This window comes from Gordonia oleivorans, assembly GCF_040044975.1.
Taxonomy (GTDB): Bacteria; Actinomycetota; Actinomycetes; order Mycobacteriales; family Mycobacteriaceae; genus Gordonia; species Gordonia oleivorans.
Map to the genome: position 1 here is coordinate 172,625 of NZ_JBDZDI010000001.1, position 15,765 is coordinate 188,389.

17 protein-coding genes are annotated in these 15,765 nt (G+C 69.7%); 8 read left to right on the forward strand and 9 right to left on the reverse strand.

The window, feature by feature from the left end; translation table 11 throughout:
• Window positions 1–17: 17 nt before the first annotated feature.
• The 3 genes from ABLE92_RS00715 to ABLE92_RS00725 form a co-directional block, all read right to left on the reverse strand.
• Window positions 18–470 carry a hypothetical protein gene (locus tag ABLE92_RS00715; protein WP_348802582.1) on the reverse strand — a complete coding sequence of 151 codons (453 nt, stop codon included), beginning with the start codon at window positions 468–470 and terminating at the stop codon, window positions 18–20.
• A complete protein-coding gene (locus tag ABLE92_RS00720) occupies window positions 463–1,836 on the reverse strand; it encodes a hypothetical protein (protein WP_348802584.1) in 1,374 nt (457 codons plus the stop codon). Before ABLE92_RS00720 ends, ABLE92_RS00715 begins: the two co-directional genes overlap by 8 nt.
• Before the next feature lie 144 nt (window positions 1,837–1,980).
• Window positions 1,981–3,384, reverse strand: a complete 1,404-nt coding sequence (locus tag ABLE92_RS00725; RefSeq protein WP_348802585.1) for an NAD(P)H-quinone dehydrogenase — start codon at window positions 3,382–3,384, stop codon at window positions 1,981–1,983.
• A 235-nt stretch (window positions 3,385–3,619) separates the two neighbouring features.
• On the opposite strand from ABLE92_RS00725, the gene ABLE92_RS00730 reads away from it, so the two are divergent.
• Complete coding sequence (locus tag ABLE92_RS00730) at window positions 3,620–4,105, forward strand: gamma-glutamylcyclotransferase family protein (protein WP_348802586.1); 486 nt, start codon at window positions 3,620–3,622, stop codon at window positions 4,103–4,105.
• Window positions 4,106–4,138: 33 nt separating this feature from the next.
• Here the strand turns inward: ABLE92_RS00730 and ABLE92_RS00735 are convergent, their stop codons facing one another.
• Both ABLE92_RS00735 and ABLE92_RS00740 read right to left on the reverse strand, forming a co-directional pair.
• Window positions 4,139–5,332 (reverse strand): amidohydrolase, encoded by a 1,194-nt coding sequence (locus ABLE92_RS00735; RefSeq protein WP_348802587.1) that lies wholly within the window; start codon window positions 5,330–5,332, stop codon window positions 4,139–4,141.
• Between the two features lie 48 nt (window positions 5,333–5,380).
• The gene (locus ABLE92_RS00740) at window positions 5,381–6,088 is read right to left on the reverse strand and encodes an enoyl-CoA hydratase/isomerase family protein (protein ID WP_348802588.1); all 708 of its coding nucleotides are present in this window, start codon (window positions 6,086–6,088) and stop codon (window positions 5,381–5,383) included.
• 160 nt (window positions 6,089–6,248) lie between these two features.
• Here ABLE92_RS00740 and ABLE92_RS00745 point away from each other — a divergent pair, with 160 nt between their 5' ends.
• The 3 genes from ABLE92_RS00745 (at window position 6,249) to ABLE92_RS00755 (ending at window position 8,646) form a co-directional block, all read left to right on the forward strand.
• Window positions 6,249–7,127 carry a purine-nucleoside phosphorylase gene (locus ABLE92_RS00745; RefSeq protein ID WP_348802589.1) on the forward strand — a complete coding sequence of 293 codons (879 nt, stop codon included), beginning with the start codon at window positions 6,249–6,251 and terminating at the stop codon, window positions 7,125–7,127.
• Complete coding sequence (locus ABLE92_RS00750) at window positions 7,124–7,777, forward strand: hypothetical protein (RefSeq protein WP_348802590.1); 654 nt, start codon at window positions 7,124–7,126, stop codon at window positions 7,775–7,777. The genes ABLE92_RS00745 and ABLE92_RS00750 overlap by 4 nt, the downstream gene beginning before the upstream one ends.
• Window positions 7,778–7,866: 89 nt before the next feature.
• Entirely contained in the window at window positions 7,867–8,646 is a 780-nt protein-coding gene (locus tag ABLE92_RS00755; RefSeq protein WP_348802592.1) for an ABC transporter ATP-binding protein, read from the forward strand.
• A gap of 36 nt (window positions 8,647–8,682) precedes the next feature.
• On the opposite strand, the gene upp is transcribed toward ABLE92_RS00755, so the two are convergent.
• Window positions 8,683–9,306 (reverse strand): uracil phosphoribosyltransferase, encoded by a 624-nt coding sequence (gene upp, locus ABLE92_RS00760; RefSeq protein WP_348802593.1) that lies wholly within the window; start codon window positions 9,304–9,306, stop codon window positions 8,683–8,685.
• A 107-nt stretch (window positions 9,307–9,413) separates the two neighbouring features.
• Here upp and ABLE92_RS00765 point away from each other — a divergent pair, with 107 nt between their 5' ends.
• The 3 genes from ABLE92_RS00765 to ABLE92_RS00775 all read left to right on the forward strand — a co-directional run bounded on the left by ABLE92_RS00765 (window position 9,414) and on the right by ABLE92_RS00775 (window position 12,177).
• Entirely contained in the window at window positions 9,414–9,812 is a 399-nt protein-coding gene (locus ABLE92_RS00765; RefSeq protein WP_348802594.1) for a type VII secretion target, read from the forward strand.
• Window positions 9,812–10,774: a C40 family peptidase gene (locus tag ABLE92_RS00770; protein WP_348802596.1), complete on the forward strand. Its 963-nt coding sequence runs from the start codon at window positions 9,812–9,814 to the stop codon at window positions 10,772–10,774. The genes ABLE92_RS00765 and ABLE92_RS00770 overlap by 1 nt, the downstream gene beginning before the upstream one ends.
• Window positions 10,775–10,875: 101 nt before the next feature.
• Complete coding sequence (locus tag ABLE92_RS00775; protein ID WP_348802597.1) at window positions 10,876–12,177, forward strand: SatS C-terminal domain-containing protein; 1,302 nt, start codon at window positions 10,876–10,878, stop codon at window positions 12,175–12,177.
• An 87-nt stretch (window positions 12,178–12,264) separates the two neighbouring features.
• On the opposite strand, the gene ABLE92_RS00780 is transcribed toward ABLE92_RS00775, so the two are convergent.
• The 3 genes from ABLE92_RS00780 to ABLE92_RS00790 are packed head-to-tail and all read right to left on the reverse strand — an operon-like array spanning window position 12,265 to window position 15,124.
• Entirely contained in the window at window positions 12,265–13,395 is a 1,131-nt protein-coding gene (locus ABLE92_RS00780) for an adenosine deaminase (protein WP_348802599.1), read from the reverse strand.
• Entirely contained in the window at window positions 13,392–14,708 is a 1,317-nt protein-coding gene (locus ABLE92_RS00785) for a thymidine phosphorylase (RefSeq protein WP_348802600.1), read from the reverse strand. Before ABLE92_RS00785 ends, ABLE92_RS00780 begins: the two co-directional genes overlap by 4 nt.
• Window positions 14,705–15,124, reverse strand: coding sequence for a cytidine deaminase (locus ABLE92_RS00790; RefSeq protein WP_348803188.1), 420 nt, complete (start codon window positions 15,122–15,124; stop codon window positions 14,705–14,707). The genes ABLE92_RS00785 and ABLE92_RS00790 overlap by 4 nt, the downstream gene beginning before the upstream one ends.
• 224 nt (window positions 15,125–15,348) lie before the next feature.
• On the opposite strand from ABLE92_RS00790, the gene sdhC reads away from it, so the two are divergent.
• Window positions 15,349–15,756, forward strand: coding sequence for a succinate dehydrogenase, cytochrome b556 subunit (sdhC, locus tag ABLE92_RS00795; protein ID WP_348802601.1), 408 nt, complete (start codon window positions 15,349–15,351; stop codon window positions 15,754–15,756).
• Window positions 15,757–15,765 lie beyond the last annotated feature (9 nt).

The window sequence follows — 15,765 nt, forward strand, 5'->3', positions numbered from 1 at the left end:
GATCGAGTGCCCGCCGGTCACACCACGAATTCGACGAGGACCGCGACGACGCCCGCGGTCCCACCCATCGCGATCGCCGCCTCGTAGGCCGCTTCGGCGAGCCGCTCGGCGGCATCGACGTCGGGATCGACGGCGATGCTCAGCGCGTGTACCGCCCGGGCCCGCACGAATGCCGCTCGCTGCGTGGCGATGTCACCGGACCGGTGCGCCACGGCCGCGTCGATCTCACGACGGGTCAGCGCCGCGGTCAACCGAGACCGCGTCGCCGGCGACACCCGACCCTGCTCCCGCCACTGCGAAAGTGCCTCCCGGACAACGGTATCGGCATTGACATCGGCGGCATCGATCGCCGAGATCACCAGCATCCGCAGGCAGTCGTCGACGTCGCCGGCGGCGACCCGGGCGACGAGCTCCGCCACCGCCGCACCCGGAAGACGTGCCAGCCGACCGCGAATCATGTTCTCAGCCATCGCGATCGGCACCCCCGGCCCGGGTCGGCGGGACGGCATCACCGTCACCATCGCCTGCCACGGAGTCGACGGGAACCGCATCGCCCGCCGAGCCGGCGGCGCCCACCGGTTCGCGATCGCTGACGGGCACGGTGGCCGCCGACGACCCGCCCGGATCCGCGGTCGCGGGATAGGCCTGCGGAGTCCAATCGCCGATGACCGGCGGTCCGACGAGCGGCAGGTCTCCGACGATGTCGCGGCCGTGCTCGCCGTGATGCAGGTAGGGGGCGGGTCGGTGCCGGGTGTCGCGATCGCGACCCGAGGGCGCCGCGCCCGGGCCGGTGCCGGGCGGGGTACCACGCAATCCCGGACCCGGCGGTGCGCCGGATACGGCGGGCGCACCGGAGCTCACCGGCGCCGCGGAGCCCGCGGCGAGGAACGGGGGCATCACACTCGGCACCCCGGACGGTGCGCCACCGACCGGACCGCCCGGATTCGACCCGCGCCCGCCGCCGCCCGCACCCGTTCCGGTGATTCGCCCACCGGGTGCACCGGCACCGGGGCCGACGCCGACCGGGTCGCCGAGCCCGCCGCGGGTCAGCGTGGACGGATCCTCCCCGTCACCGGCCGACGGGGACCCGGTGGTGGTCGACGTCGTCACCGGGGTGGTCTCGGTCGCCGGGGCGGCCGGTGTCGCGGCGTCCGGGTCGGTCGTCGTCGGAGAGGGTTCGATGACCCCGCCGGGTGCCGACGGATCCGCGCCGTCGATGTCGGCGATGGCGCCCGACTGGTTACCCCCGGCCGGGCCGGAGGTGGAGCCGGCACCCGTCGTCGTGCCTCCGGCAACCCCACCGGAGTAGAAGTTGTCCTTCTCCCCACTCGTGACGTCGGGCAACGCCCCCGCCGCCTCGAGCATCGGCGAGCTGTAGCTACCGGTCATCAGCCGCGTGACCTGCGCGCGCACGGTCGCCGCGTCCTCGGGATGCTCCTGCAGCCGACGCTGATGCTCGACCAGGACCGGCTCCTGCGCCCGGGTGATGCCGAGGACTCCGGCGGCCGCACCGATGGCCGCGGCGCTGGTCTGTGCACCGTCGGCGGTCGCGCGGATCTCGGCCACCAGACGCTCCGCGGCGTCGACGGCCCCCTCCGCGGCCCGGCCCCGCAGTACGCCGACATTGTCGAAGGCGCCCGCGAGGGCATCAGCGATGCCCGCGATGGTGGCGATGGCGGTGGTCACGGCTTCGGCGTCACCGCGGGCCGAACTCTCGCTCATCGTGGTGAGGATGTGCAGGATCTCGCCGATGCTCATCGATCCCCACGGGGTCTGCGCACCGGGACGGCAATGCTCCGCGCCGGCGGTGGGCCGCTCACCCCGCCCAGATGTCATTCGCTGTCGCCCCCCGAGATCGTCACCAATCCAGGGCCCGTCGAAACCCCCTGTGCACGCACTCTATCGCCGTGCGTGCCGTCGCGGCGTGCTCGGCGTTCGGTTGTGGATCGGAGATCGGTCCGCGTCGACCGGCTCGCCCGGTCAGTCGAGGTCGTCGTGGCGCACGAGCTGGCGGGCCGCCTCGGTGACCGACCCGGACAGCGACGGATACACCGAAAAGGTCTGGGCCAGATCGGACACCGTCAGCTTGTTCTGCACCGCGACCGCGATCGGCAGGATCAGCTCCGACGCGGTCGGCGCGACCACCACACCGCCGATCACCACACCGGTCGCCGGTCGGCAGAAGATCTTGACGAAGCCGCGTCGCAGGCCGCTCATCTTGGCGCGCGGATTGGTCGCCAGCGGCAGCATCACCGTGCGGGCCGGGTACTCACCGGAGTCGATCGCGTTCTGCGACACCCCGACCGTGGCGATCTCCGGACGGGTGAAGATCGCGGACGCAACGGTTTTCAGCTTGATCGGGCTGACGCCCTCGCCGAGGGCGTGATACATCGCGATCCGGCCCTGCATCGCGGCCACCGAGGCCAACGGGAACAGTCCGGTGCAGTCGCCGGCGGCGTAGATTCCGGCGACCGAGGTCCGCGAGACGCGGTCGACGGTGATGTATCCGCCGCGGTGGGTGTCCACGCCGGCACCGCTCAGCCCCAGGTTGTCGGTGTTGGGCACCGATCCCACCGTCATCAGCACATGCGAGCCGGTCACGGTCCGGCCGTCGGCGAGGTGTGCGGTCACCGTGTCGCCGGTCCGCACGACCCGATCCGCACGCGCATGTTTGACCAACTCCACACCACGCTCGGCGAGCGCCTCCTCGAGCACCAGGGCGGCGTCCTCGTCCTCGTGGGGAAGGACGCGATCGCGACTGGACACCAGCGTGACCTTGACGCCGAGTTCGGTGTAGGCGTGCACGAATTCCGCACCCGTCACACCGGATCCGATGACCACCAGGTGCTCGGGCAGGGTCTCGAGGTCATAGAGCTGACGCCAGGTGAGGATGCGTTCGCCGTCGGGCTGCGCGTCGGGCAGTACCCGGGGTGAGGCACCGGTGGCGATCAGCACCACATCACCCTCGAAGTGTTCGGTGGACCCGTCCGGCAGGGTCGCGGTGACGCCGTGGGTGGACACCCCGACCTGCGTCTGGTCGAGTACGGCATGGCCGGACACCAGCGTGACGCCCTCGCTGACCAGTCGCGATCGGATGTCGGCGGACTGCGCGAAGGCCAGGTCACGGACACGCTGATGGATCTGCGGGACCGTGACCAGGGTGTCGTCGGTGCGGATGTTGATGCCCAGATCGGCGGCACGACGTACCTCGGTGCGGATGCCGGTCGAGGCGATGAACGTCTTGGACGGGACACAGTCCCAGAGCACGCACGCCCCACCGATGCCGTCGGAGTCGATCAGGGTGATGTCGGCGCCATAGGCCGCGGCGGCCTGCGCCGCCTCGTAGCCCGCCGGACCTCCGCCGATGATCACGATCCTGGTCACTGGTGTGTCTCCTCCGCGGGTGCGCCGGGCATGCGATTTCTCCGCTCACCAACCTAGGCCATCGGACCGGCGGACCGCCGCGCGGGCGGCCCGCGGGGTCGGGTGGGGTGTGTTCGTGAGCGTCGTGCGATCGGCGTGCGCGTAATACGATCATCGTGGCCACCGAGGGCCACGCGGTGCGCAAAACGATGAGGTCGGGCCCATCCCGACGGGAAAGTGCAGGTCAGAGGCGACTATGCCCATCTACGCGGCTTACGGCAGCAACATGCATCCCGAACAGATGGCGGAGCGCGCGCCGCATTCGCCGATGTCGGGGACCGGGTGGCTGCACGGGTGGCGACTGACCTTCGCCGGCGGTGACATCGGGTGGGAAGGATCACTGGCCACCGTCACCGAGGACCGCGACGACCCGGACGCCAAGGTGTTCGTGGTGCTCTACGACGTCCCCACCGAGGACGAGGACAACCTCGACCGGTGGGAGGGTTCCGAGCTCGGTATCCACCGCAAGATCCGCGCCCGCGTCGACACCGACGGCGGTGACGGTGTGCTGGCCTGGCTGTACGTCCTCGACGCCTACGAGGGCGGACTCCCCTCCGCGCGCTACCTGGGCGTGATGGCCGAGGCGGCCGAAATCGCCGGTGCGCCTGCCGAATACGTGCAGGATCTCCGTCTGCGCGAGTCGCGCAACGTCGGTCCCGGACCGGGCGCCGCGGAAGCCTGAGCCGAGCTGCGCCCGGCCGAACCAGCCGAAGGCTCAGCCCTCGGAACCGACGCCGAAGATCACCCCGGCCAGCGCCCGCACGCCCACGTCCAGGGCGCGTTCGTCGATGTCGAAGTTGGGGCTGTGCAGATCGACCTGTGGGCCGAAACCGCTCCACACGCCCAGGCGTCCCATCGCCCCGGGCACCTGCTCGAGATACCAGGAGAAGTCCTCCCCGCCGGGCGACTGCGGGGTGTCGGCCACGGCGTCCTCGCCGATGGCCGCGACCGACCGGGTCAGCATCTCGATCGCGGTCACGTCGTTGACCACCGGCGGGACACCCCGGAAGTAGGACAGGTCGTAGGACACCCCCAGCGGCGCCAGGAGTTCACCGACGACGCTGCGCACCAACGGTTCCATCTCCGCCCAGGTGCGATGTTCACCGGTGCGCACGGTGCCCCGCAGTTGCCCTTCCTGCGGGATGGCGTTGGGTGCGTTGCCGGCGTGCGCCGCCCCCCACGCCATCACGGTCCCCGACCGCGGATCGATACGCCGCGAGAGGATGCCGGGCAGTCCGGTGATGACGGTACCCATCGCATACACCAGATCCCCGGTGAGATGTGGTCGCGAGGTGTGTCCACCGGGTGAGCGCAACTGCAGTTCGATGTGGTCGGCGGCCGAGGTGAGCGCCCCCTCCCGCAGTCCCACCGAGCCGACGGGCAGCCGCGGGTCGCAGTGCAGCGCGAAGATGCGGCTCACGCCTTCGGTGACCCCGGCCGCGACCGCGTCGAGCGCGCCGCCGGGCATCACCTCCTCGGCGGGCTGGAAGATCAGTCGCACCCCGACGGGCAGGCCGGGCGCCGAGGCGAGCACCGCGGCGGTACCCAACAGGATCGCCGTGTGCGCATCATGACCGCAGGAATGGGAGACGCCGTCGGTGGTGGAGCTGAACGGCAGACCGGTGTGCTCGGTGATCGGCAGGGCATCCATGTCGGCGCGCAGCGCCAGCCGCGGCCCGGTGGCCGGCCCCAGATCACAGACCACGCCGGTGCCCAGCGGCAGTCGGCGCGGCGACAGCCCGAGTGCGGCGAGTTCGGTCATCACCAGTTCGGTGGTCGCGACCTCCTGCCGCGAGAGTTCCGGATTCGCGTGGATCCGCCGCCGCCACCCGATGAGCCGATCGCGGTGCGCCGCCAGCCAGGCGTCGATCACGCCGCCGGATGGGTCACCGATCCCCGCCTGTGTCACCGCCACTGTCCTTCCGCTGGTGGGAGATTCCCGCTCATCGTGGGCCGATCACAGCAGCGACGGCGGGGTGGGTACGGCCAGATCGGCGAGCAACGGCTGCCGCAGTCCCTGCTTGATCAGTGTCTGCGTCGGGCCGGCCAGCGGCGCGCGCGCTGCGGCGACCTCGGCGGCCCGGGCGAGCAGATCGGTGGTCGGCACCGCCTCGTCGACGATACCGGCGGCCACCGCGTCGTCGGCGCCGTAGCGACGTGAGGTGAGCATCGCCTCGGTGGCGGCCCGATCGGTCAGCCGGGTGCGGACCAATGAGGCCATCCCCTTGGTGAACGGCATGCCCAGGGCGGCCTCGGGCAGCGACCAGAAGCCACGTTCGGTGCGCATCACCAGGTGGTCGGCGCACAGCGCCAGCATCGCCCCGGCACCGAAGGCGTGACCGTTGACGGCCGCGATCACCGGCACCGGCAGGGTCAGCACCGTGCGGTAGAGCGCGTGGACCCGGTCCAGGTAGGCCGGGAGATCAGCGGCGTTGGTGGCGATGTAGTCGGTGTCGAGGCCGTTGGTGAAGAACTTGCCGGTCGCGGTGATCACCACGGCCTTCGCCCCGCCGGAGACCGCCTCGTCGAGTAGCGCGGTGACGGTGTCGATCCACTCGAGGCGGAAACGGTTCTCCGGGTTCGCCTCGTCGAGTTCGACACCCGGGGTGCCCAGGAAGAGTTCCGCGACGCCGGCGGCGGTGGGCTGTTCGCTCAGAAATGGCATGCAGAGACCTTATCGCCTGAGGCCAGGCGATCTTCGGCGCCGTCGACGCCGGGGTCCCCGCAACCACTCATCCATCGTTGCCGCGCACATCGACGACGATCTCGCCGCCCGTGCGCGTCGTCGTATGAGATCGTCGGCTCGGGCCACTAGGGTTGGCGGCATGGATCCCACCGTCGACGCGGACGCCGCGGCGATCGCCGCCGCCGCCACGATTTCTGCCGAAACCGATTGTGCCGCACATGATATCGCGGTGATCCTGGGTTCGGGGTGGGCGCCGGCCGCGGACGCCTTCGGCACACCGATCGCGACCGTGGCGATGTCGGATGTCCCGGGATTCCTCGCCCCCTCGGCCGCCGGTCACGGTGGCACCATCCGATCGGTGCACATCGGCGACCGGCGGGTGCTGATCATGCTCGGCCGCACGCACGCCTACGAGGGACACGATCTGGCCCGGGTGGTGCATCCGATCCGCACCGCGGCGGCGGCCGGGGTGCACACGGTGATCCTGACCAACGCCGCCGGCGGGCTCCGCGAGGGCATGAGCGTCGGTCAACCCGTGCTGATCTCCGACCATCTGAACCTGACCGCCCGGTCCCCGCTGGTCGGCGCGCGTTTCGTCAACATGGTCGACGCCTACGCCCCGCGGCTGCGGGAGATCGCCCGCGGCGTCGACGCCACGTTGACCGAGGGCGTGTACGCGGGACTGCCGGGCCCGCACTACGAGACGCCCGCGGAGATCCGCATGCTGCGGACCCTCGGCGCCGACCTCGTCGGCATGTCGACGGTCCACGAGACGATCGCGGCCCGCGAGGCCGGGCTGGAGGTCCTCGGGGTGTCACTCGTCACCAACCTGGCGGCCGGGATCACCGGTGAACCGCTCGACCATGCCGAGGTGCTGGAGGTGGGCCGCGCGTCGGCCACCCGCATGGGCGAACTGCTGGCGAGCATCATCGGGACCCTGCGACCTATGCGAGTACCCACCGACCGTGACGGATCAGCGCCCGACGGACCACCGACCGAACGCAAGGGGATGCGATGACCTATCCGCCCGACAATTCCGGCGGGTACCCACCCGCCGGCGGATACGGATATCCGACGCCGCCGCCGCAGGGCTACGGTCCCCCGCCGCCGCGGTCGCCGTGGTCGTCGCCCCTGGTGATCGCGGCGATCGTGCTCGGCGTCGTCGTGGTGCTCGGCGCAGGCGTGGGCGCTTACCTGCTGCTGCGGGGCAGCGACGGCTCCGACGAGGCGGCCGCGTCGTCATCGACCACCACGACCACCGCGCCCGGGGTGACGCAGGTCCCCGGCGGAGCATCGACGTCGACCACCACCACGACCACCACCCTCACCCAGGCCCGCCCGTCACCGACCGTGTCGGGGGCCGACTGGCAGGGCTTCCTGTCCGGCCCGCGCTGTAATGCCGCCGACGATCCGGCGGTGGCGATCGGGCGCACCGCCCGATCCCGGGTGGTGATCTGCCAGGTGGGTGACCAGACCGGGCGGTACTACTACAAGGGCGCTGCGGACGCGGGTGAGATCGAGGTCGGGTTCCCCCAGCATGTGGGCAACACCTTCATCGCCCGCAACGGATCGGTGACCTACACGGTGTCGCCGTCCGCGCTGGTCATCGCCGACGGTGGCGTCACGCAGTCCACCGAACCGATGCTCGAATACTGGGCGGCGAGCTGACGCCGACCGTCCGCGCCGCCGACCCCTGGGTCCAGAACCACCGACCCCTGGGTCCAGAACCGCAGACCCCTGGGTCTAGAACTGAACGGGTGCCCCCGGTTCTCGATGCCCGCCATCTCGATGTGATCCGCAGTTCGCGTGCGCTGTTGCACGATGTGAGTCTGACCGTGTACCCGGGTCAGCATTGGGCGCTGCTCGGCCCGAACGGCGCCGGGAAGTCGACCCTGATGGCCATCCTCGGTGCCCGTTCGCATCCGACGACCGGCGTCGTCGACGTGCTCGGCAAGCGGCTCGGTCGCGTCGATATGCGCGAATTGCGCACGCACATCGGACATGTCGATCCGCGGTGGCGCATCGACGTGCCGATCAGCGCGCACGATGTGGTGCTGACGGGATTGACGAACACACCCGAACTCGACCGCCGACACCATTACACCGACGCCGAACACCGGCGCGCCGACGACCTGTTGGACCTGCTGGGGATGACCGAGCGACTTGACTCGGTGTGGCCGGTGATGAGTCAGGGTGAACGGGGGCGCACCCTCATCGCACGGGCGCTGATGCCGCAGCCGGCGTTACTGCTCCTCGACGAGCCGGCCACCGGCCTCGACCTCGCCGCGCGGGAGAAACTGCTCTCGGCGATCGATCGGCTCCGCGGCGACGTGCCGGATCTGGCGAGTGTGCTGGTCACCCATCACCTCGAGGATCTGCCGGCGAGCACCACCCACGCGATGCTGCTGCGTGAGGGCGAGGCGATCGCGGCCGGCGAGGTCGACGACACGCTGACGTCGGCGGCCATCAGTACCGCCTTCGATCATCCGGTGACGGTGCGCAGGCACGGCGGGCGCTGGTCGGCGGTCGCCGCCTGAGATATCTGCTCGGCGGTGGCCGCCTGAGGTATCTGCTCAGCGCGGACCGAACTGACGATCCCCGGCGTCGCCGAGGCCGGGAACGATGTAGGCGACGTCGTTGAGGCCCTCGTCCACCGCGGCCACGAACAACCGGATCGGATGACCCGACTTCTCCAGTGCCGCAACACCTTCGGGGGCGGCAACCACGCACAGCGCGGTGATGTCGGTGGCACCGCGGGCCACCAGCAACTCGATCGTGTACAGCAACGATCCGCCGGTGGCCAGCATCGGATCCAGCACGAACACCGGCTGATCCGACAGGTCGTCCGGCAACGATTCCAGATACGGCACCGGGGTGGCGGTGGACTCGTCGCGGGCCACGCCGACAAACCCGACGAGCGCCTCCGGGACCATCGCATGCGCCTGTTCGACCATGCCGAGTCCCGCCCGCAGGACCGGAACGAACAACGGCGGCTTGGCAAGTCGCGACCCGGCGCACCGGGTGATCGGGGTGTCGATCGTCTCGGCGACCGTCGGGGCGTCGGCCAGTGCCTCGTAGACGAGCATCTGCGTCAGGTCCGACAATGCCGCCCGGAAACCCGCATTGGCGGTCGTCTTGTCGCGCATCGTGGTCAGTCGTGCCGCGGCGAGCGGGTGATCGACGATGTGAACAGCCATGAGCAAACCATAGTGCGCACACCTGGCCGGGGCCCGGCAACGAAAATCGTCCACATCAATACCGGCCACGATGGAACCGTCGGGGGTTTCGCCGCGTCCAACCCTGCATGACCACCACTCCGCCACTCTCCGTCTCCCCCGCAGCCGTGCAGTCCTTCGCCGGCCACGAGGCCACCACCGCCACCCGCCTCGGGATGCACACCGCCGCCACCGACCTCACGCCGCTGGCCCTGACCTTCGGCCTGATCGGTTCGGATTTCCTGGCCGCACTCGGACAGGTGATCGACGTCCGACGCACCCGCCTGCGCCGCATCGCCGAGACCCACCTCGCCATCTCCGCTCAGAGTTCGGCAGCGGCGTCGGGGTACACGAGCACCGACGACACGGCCGGCGCGGTGCTGACCGGCGCTGTGCCGGGCCCCACGATGCCGACCCGCACCATGCCCGCTCCCACCATGCCCGCCGCCGACATGACTGCCGCCGACATGACCGGGGTGCGACTCTGATGCTGACCGCCGATGTGTTGATCGCGCCCCTGCGCATGCTGATGCCCGCCCTGGGCACCGGTGTCCTTCCCGGAAACGACCCGGTGACCGCGATCGCGGCGTTGGCGCCCGATCTCGCCGCGATCCGGGACGAGGCCATGGCCGCGGCGTCGAACGTGGAGGCCGCATGGGACGGTGCGGGCGGGACCGCGGCGACCGCCGCCGCACGACGCGCCACCACCACGACCGTGGCGATCGAGGAGGACACCGCCGACATCGTCCGCATCACCGGGACCGCGGCCGGCCGTGTCGAACGGGCGGCCGCCGAACTCAACGGACTGCTCGACTCGTTTGCCGCGGCGGCGCGGGCTCTGGGTGACGGGCTGTTCACCCCGGCCGGGCTCATGATGCTGCTGCCCGTGGCCCTCGACCACATCGAACGCGGCGTGACGGTCGTCGCCCGGACCCGGGCCGAACTCGCCGGCGACACCCGCGAATTGATGGCGTCGGCGCAGACCGAGGCCCCCGCCGGTGTGCCTGCATCGCTGCCCACCCCGGCCTCGGTGCCCGCCGGTCCCGGCACCGATCACGGCGGTGTCGCGATCACCCTTCCCGACGGGTCGGTGGCGTACGCACCGAACGAACGCGCCGCCACCGCGGTCCGGGCCGCGCTGAGTCAGCAGGGTGTGCCCTACGTGTGGGGCGGCACCGACCCGAGCGGATTCGATTGCAGCGGCCTCACCCAATGGGCCTACCGGCAGGCGGGACTCGAGCTGCCGAGGCTGGCCCAGGAGCAGGACACCGCCGGGATCGCGGTGGCGCAGGGCGACCTGCTGCCCGGCGACCTCGCCGTGTGGGACGGGCACGTCGCGATGTACATCGGCAACAACCAACTCGTCGAAGCCGGCGATCCGGTCCAGGTGTCACCGCTGCGCACCAGCAACGCCGGGCAGGGATTCCAGGGTTTCTTCCGGCCGCGGTGATGCCCGCGATGACGTCCTCGTCGTCGGTGCACCGAGGTGTTCATCAACTCGTCGTGGGGTCGGTATGGATGTCACAGGCATGATCGCTACGCTGTGACGTCATGGCCGGAGACATTGTCCCCATCGAGCTCGGACTCACCGACGGAAACAGCTTCACGCTGTGGGCGCCCCGCTGGCGCGAGGGCGACGACGAGTGGGAGGCGTTCCTGGGTCTCGACGAGGACCTCTACGTCTTCCCGGGCGTCGCCGAACTCGTCGCGTTCATCCGCACCGACGACGACAACGACCTCGTCGAGCATCCGGCGTGGGAGACCGTGAAGGGTCTGCAGGCCGACGAGCTGGTTCCCGACGACCGGCACACCTATGACCTGGTGGGCGTGCCGGAGCTCGCCGCCGAGGATCCCACCCCCGAGGTCATCGCCGAACTCGAGGACGCGCTGGAGATCGTGCGCATCCTCGGTGAGGTGTGCGAGCTGGTGGTGATCACCAAGTTCTTCAACGGCAACCCGATCCTGGGTGCGGTGACCACCGGCACCCGCAACTTCGAGGGCCGCGACGGCACCGACCTGTGGGTGCGCATCGGCCGTCTCATCGCCAAGCACTGGGACAACGTCCTCGACGCCATCGACGAGGTCATCACCACCCCCGACGTGCCCGACGACGCCGTCACCACCGCCGCCGCCGAACTCGAGGCCGCGGCGTCGGCGGAGGACGAGGACGAGCCGGATGAGGATCTCGACCTCGTCGGCGACGCCGACGCGGAGGCATCCGAGGACGACGAGGCCACCGAGGAGACCAACGACGACCTCGACGACTCCGACGACGAGGACGAGAACGACGAGATCGACGACGACGATTTCTGGGCCTCGGTCGGCATCGACCCGATCCGCATCGTCACCGGCGCCGGGGAATACCTGTCGCTGCGCTGCTACCTCGGTGACGACCCGGTCTTCCTCGGCAAGGACGGCAAGATCTTCGTCTTCACCTCGCCGCGGGTGCTGTCGAAGTTCCTCGCCGACGAGAACAGCCACGACTTGTCGGGTGTGTCGACCTTCGACGAGGTGCGGGTGGCCGCCACCGACGGTTCACTGGAGTTCGACGTCATCGACGACAACGTCTACGTGCTGCCCGGGCTGAGTGAGGACATCTCCGACGGCCCCCGCCGCATCGACCGCAACCAGCTCGAGCTGGCCGTCGAATTGTTCACCGACGCAGCCGATTACGCCGACGACGACTCCGTCGGCGAGGCACTCGGGTCCACCACCCCGCTGGGCTGGTTCGTCGACTACGCGATCAATCCCGATCCCAAGCGGCTGGCCCCGAGCCCGCCGTTCGAGAACGAGGCCGAGGCGTGGCGCGCCCTCGAGCACGAGTTCGAGGATCGGCTCGTCAAGAAGCGCTGACGCCGCGCCACTAATGGGTCGTGTTGGAGAAGATGGGTGCTACCGCACCCACCTTCTCACGCACGACCCACTTTCCCGCCGACCTGATCAGCCCTCGATCAGCACCGCATAGCCGGGCTTGATGACGTTGTCGATGACCGCGAGACGCTCGTCGAAGTGGATGAACGCCGACTTCATCGCGTTGACGGTGAAGCGTTCGAAGTCGGCCCAGCCGTAACCGAACTGCTCGGAGAGCTTGGCGAATTCCTTGCTCATCGTGGTGTCGCTCATCAGCCGGTTGTCGGTGTTCACCGTCACCCGGAAACGCAACCGCGCGAGCACGTTGAACGGATGCTCCGCCAGCGAGGCGACCGCGCCGGTCTGCACGTTCGAGCTCGGGCACAGCTCCAACGGGATTCGCTTGTCGCGCACGATGTTCGCGATGAGGCCGAGTTCGGCTCCGGGGAACGCCTCGTCGTCGGGCCGGGACCCGGCCGGCAGCACGATGTCGTCGATGACGCGCACCCCGTGACCGAGCCGGTCGGTGCCGCAGAAGCCGATGGCCTCGTGGATGGACGGCAGGCCGAACGCCTCGCCGGCATGAATGGTGAACGGCGCACTGTTGGCCCGCATGTACTCGAATGCGTCGAGGTGCCGGGTCGGCGGGTGGCCCGCCTCGGCGCCGGCGATGTCGAATCCGACCACCCCGCGGTCGCGGTAGCGCACCGCCAGTTCGGCGATCTCCCGGGAGCGGGCGGCGTGCCGCATCGCGGTGACCAGGCAGCGCACCATGATCCGACGGCCCGACGCCGCGGCGATCGCCTCCCCCTCGGCGAATCCGGTCAGCACCGCCTCGACCACCTCGTCGAGGTCGAGTCCGGCCTCGAGGTGCTGTTCGGGGGCGTAGCGCACCTCGGCGTACACGACGCCGTCGGCGGCGAGATCCTCCACACATTCGCGGGCCACCCGGACCAGCGCGTCGGCGGTCTGCATCACGCCGACGGTGTGCGCGAAGGTCTCCAGATATCTTTCCAGCGAGCCGCTGTCGGCGGCCTCGCGGAACCAGATGGCGAGATCGTCCGCGGTATCGGCGGGCAGTTCGTCGTAGCCGGTCTCCCGCGCCAGCTCCAGCACCGTCGACGGCCTCAGTCCGCCGTCGAGATGATCGTGCAACAGCACCTTCGGGGCGAGCAGCAGTGCGGCGGGATCCAGCGGTGAACGCGGCGGCATTGACGTCATGCCCCGAACCTAACGCGTTCGATCACGCGGGGCCGGACGACGGGCGTGTGCGCCCCGATGTCGACGGCGCCGACCAGCGCGGCCCGCGCGGCGGCGAACCGCTCCGGGGTCTGCGTGTGCATGACGAAGAGCACCTCGCCGGCGCGCACCTCGTCGCCGGGTGCGACGTGCACGATGACACCGGCCTCGGCCTGCACCGATTCGCCGGGGACCGATCGTCCGGCGCCGAGTCGCCAGGCCGCATCGCCGACGGCCCGGGCGTCCACCCGTGCGACGATCCCGGCCCGCTCGGCGGTCACCACGTCGGTGTGCCGTGCCCGCGGCAACGGGGCGTCCGGATCTCCGCCCTGCGCGGTGATCATCGCCCGCCACGAGTCCATCGCCCGGCCGTTGCGCAGATTCTCCGCCGGGTCGACGTCGGAGACACCGGCGAGGGTCAGCATCTCGACGGCCAACGCCACCGTCAGTTCCACCACGTCCGCCGGTCCGCCACCGGCGAGCACCTCGACGGATTCGGCCACCTCGACGGCGTTGCCGGCCGCCCGGCCCAGCGGCGTGTCCATGTCGGTCAGCAACGCCGAGGTCGCCACCCCGGCCCGCTCGCCCAGGTCGACCATGGTGGCGGCCAGTTCGCGCGCGTCGTCCTCGCCCGGCAGGAACGCACCCGAACCCACCTTCACGTCGAGCACCAGGGCGCCGGTGCCCTCGGCGATCTTCTTGCTCATGATCGAACTGGCGATCAGCGGGATCGACTCGACGGTGCCGGTGACGTCGCGCAGCGCGTAGAGCAGGCGATCGGCCGGTGCCAGGTCGGGACTGGCCGCGCACACCACCGCGCCGACCTGCTCGAGTTGGGTGATCATCTCCGCGACGGTGAGATCGGCCCGCCATCCCGGAATGGACTCGAGCTTGTCGAGGGTTCCGCCGGTGTGGCCCAGGCCGCGTCCGGACAACTGCGGTACCGCCACCCCGTACGAGGCGACCAGCGGTGCGAGCGGAAGGGTGATCTTGTCGCCGACCCCACCGGTGGAGTGCTTGTCGACGGTCACCAACCGTCGGCCGTCCCGGCTCAGTCCGGAGAAGTCGGCCTGGGCGCCGCTGTCGATCATCGCCTGGGTCCAGGTGGAGATCTCCCGGCGGTCCATCCCGCGCAGCACGATCGCCATCAGCAACGCCGACATCTGTTCCGGCGCCACCACACCGTGGGTGTAGGCGTCGACGACCCAGTCGATCTGCGCATCGGTCAATGCCCGGCCGTCCCGTTTGGTGGTGATCACCGAGATCGGGTCGATCCCGACGCTCTCCCCGCTCACCGGGACGCCTCGCCGAGTTCCCCTGCGGCCAGATCGTCCGGTCCGAACGCGTCGGGCAGCAACTCACCGAGCGCACGCGGACCGGCGGGGTGGTCGACGAGCAACTCCGCGCCACCGTGTTCGTAGAGCACCTGCCGGCACCGGCCGCACGGCATCAGCACCTCGCCGCGGGAGTCGCTGACACTCACCGCACGCAGCCGGCCGCCACCCGATCCGATGAGGTCGGTCACCAATGCGACCTCGGCGCAGACACCGAGTCCGTATGAGACATTTTCCACATTGCAGCCGGTGACGATTCGGCCCTCGTGGGTGCTCCCGGCGGCACCGACCGGGAACCTCGAGTACGGCGCGTAGGCTCGCTCCACCATGTCAATTGCCTTGTGGCGCAGTGTATTCCAATCAATGTCGACAGTCAGCGGAAACTCCTTGTGAACGGGGATACAACCGGACACAGACGACTCTGCGGTCACTGTTGCAATGGTAAGGCAAACCTAAGTCGGAATCTCTTGTGGCCCAAATCTGTTCGGGCAATTCACGGCTGCCCTCAGCATAGGTTTAAAGTCTCTTGCATGGGTCCATGGTGGAGCCTCCACAAGGCGGCTCCCTGCGTCCATCGACGATGTTGGAGGCCAATTTCGCAATGAGCACCCCGACCGAAACCGCACCGGAGCCGGTGCGTAAGCGATCTCTGTATCGAGGCGACCCCGGGATGTGGTCATGGGTGCTCCACCGGATCACCGGTGTCACCATCTTCTTCTTCCTCTTCGTGCATGTTCTGGACACCGCGGTCATCCGCATCGATCCGAACAAGTACTCCGAGATCATCGAGACCTACAAGACGCCGCTCATCGGCCTGATGGAGATCGGTCTCGTCGCCTGTGTTCTGTACCACGCCTTCAACGGTGTGCGGATCATCCTCGTCGACTTCTGGTCGAAGGGTGCCAAGTACCAGCGACAGATGCTGTGGGTGATCCTGTCGATCTTCGCGATCGTGTTCGCGGCGGCGGCGGTCCGCCTCCTCCAGATCCTGATCACGCACTCGTTCTAGGAGAGATCA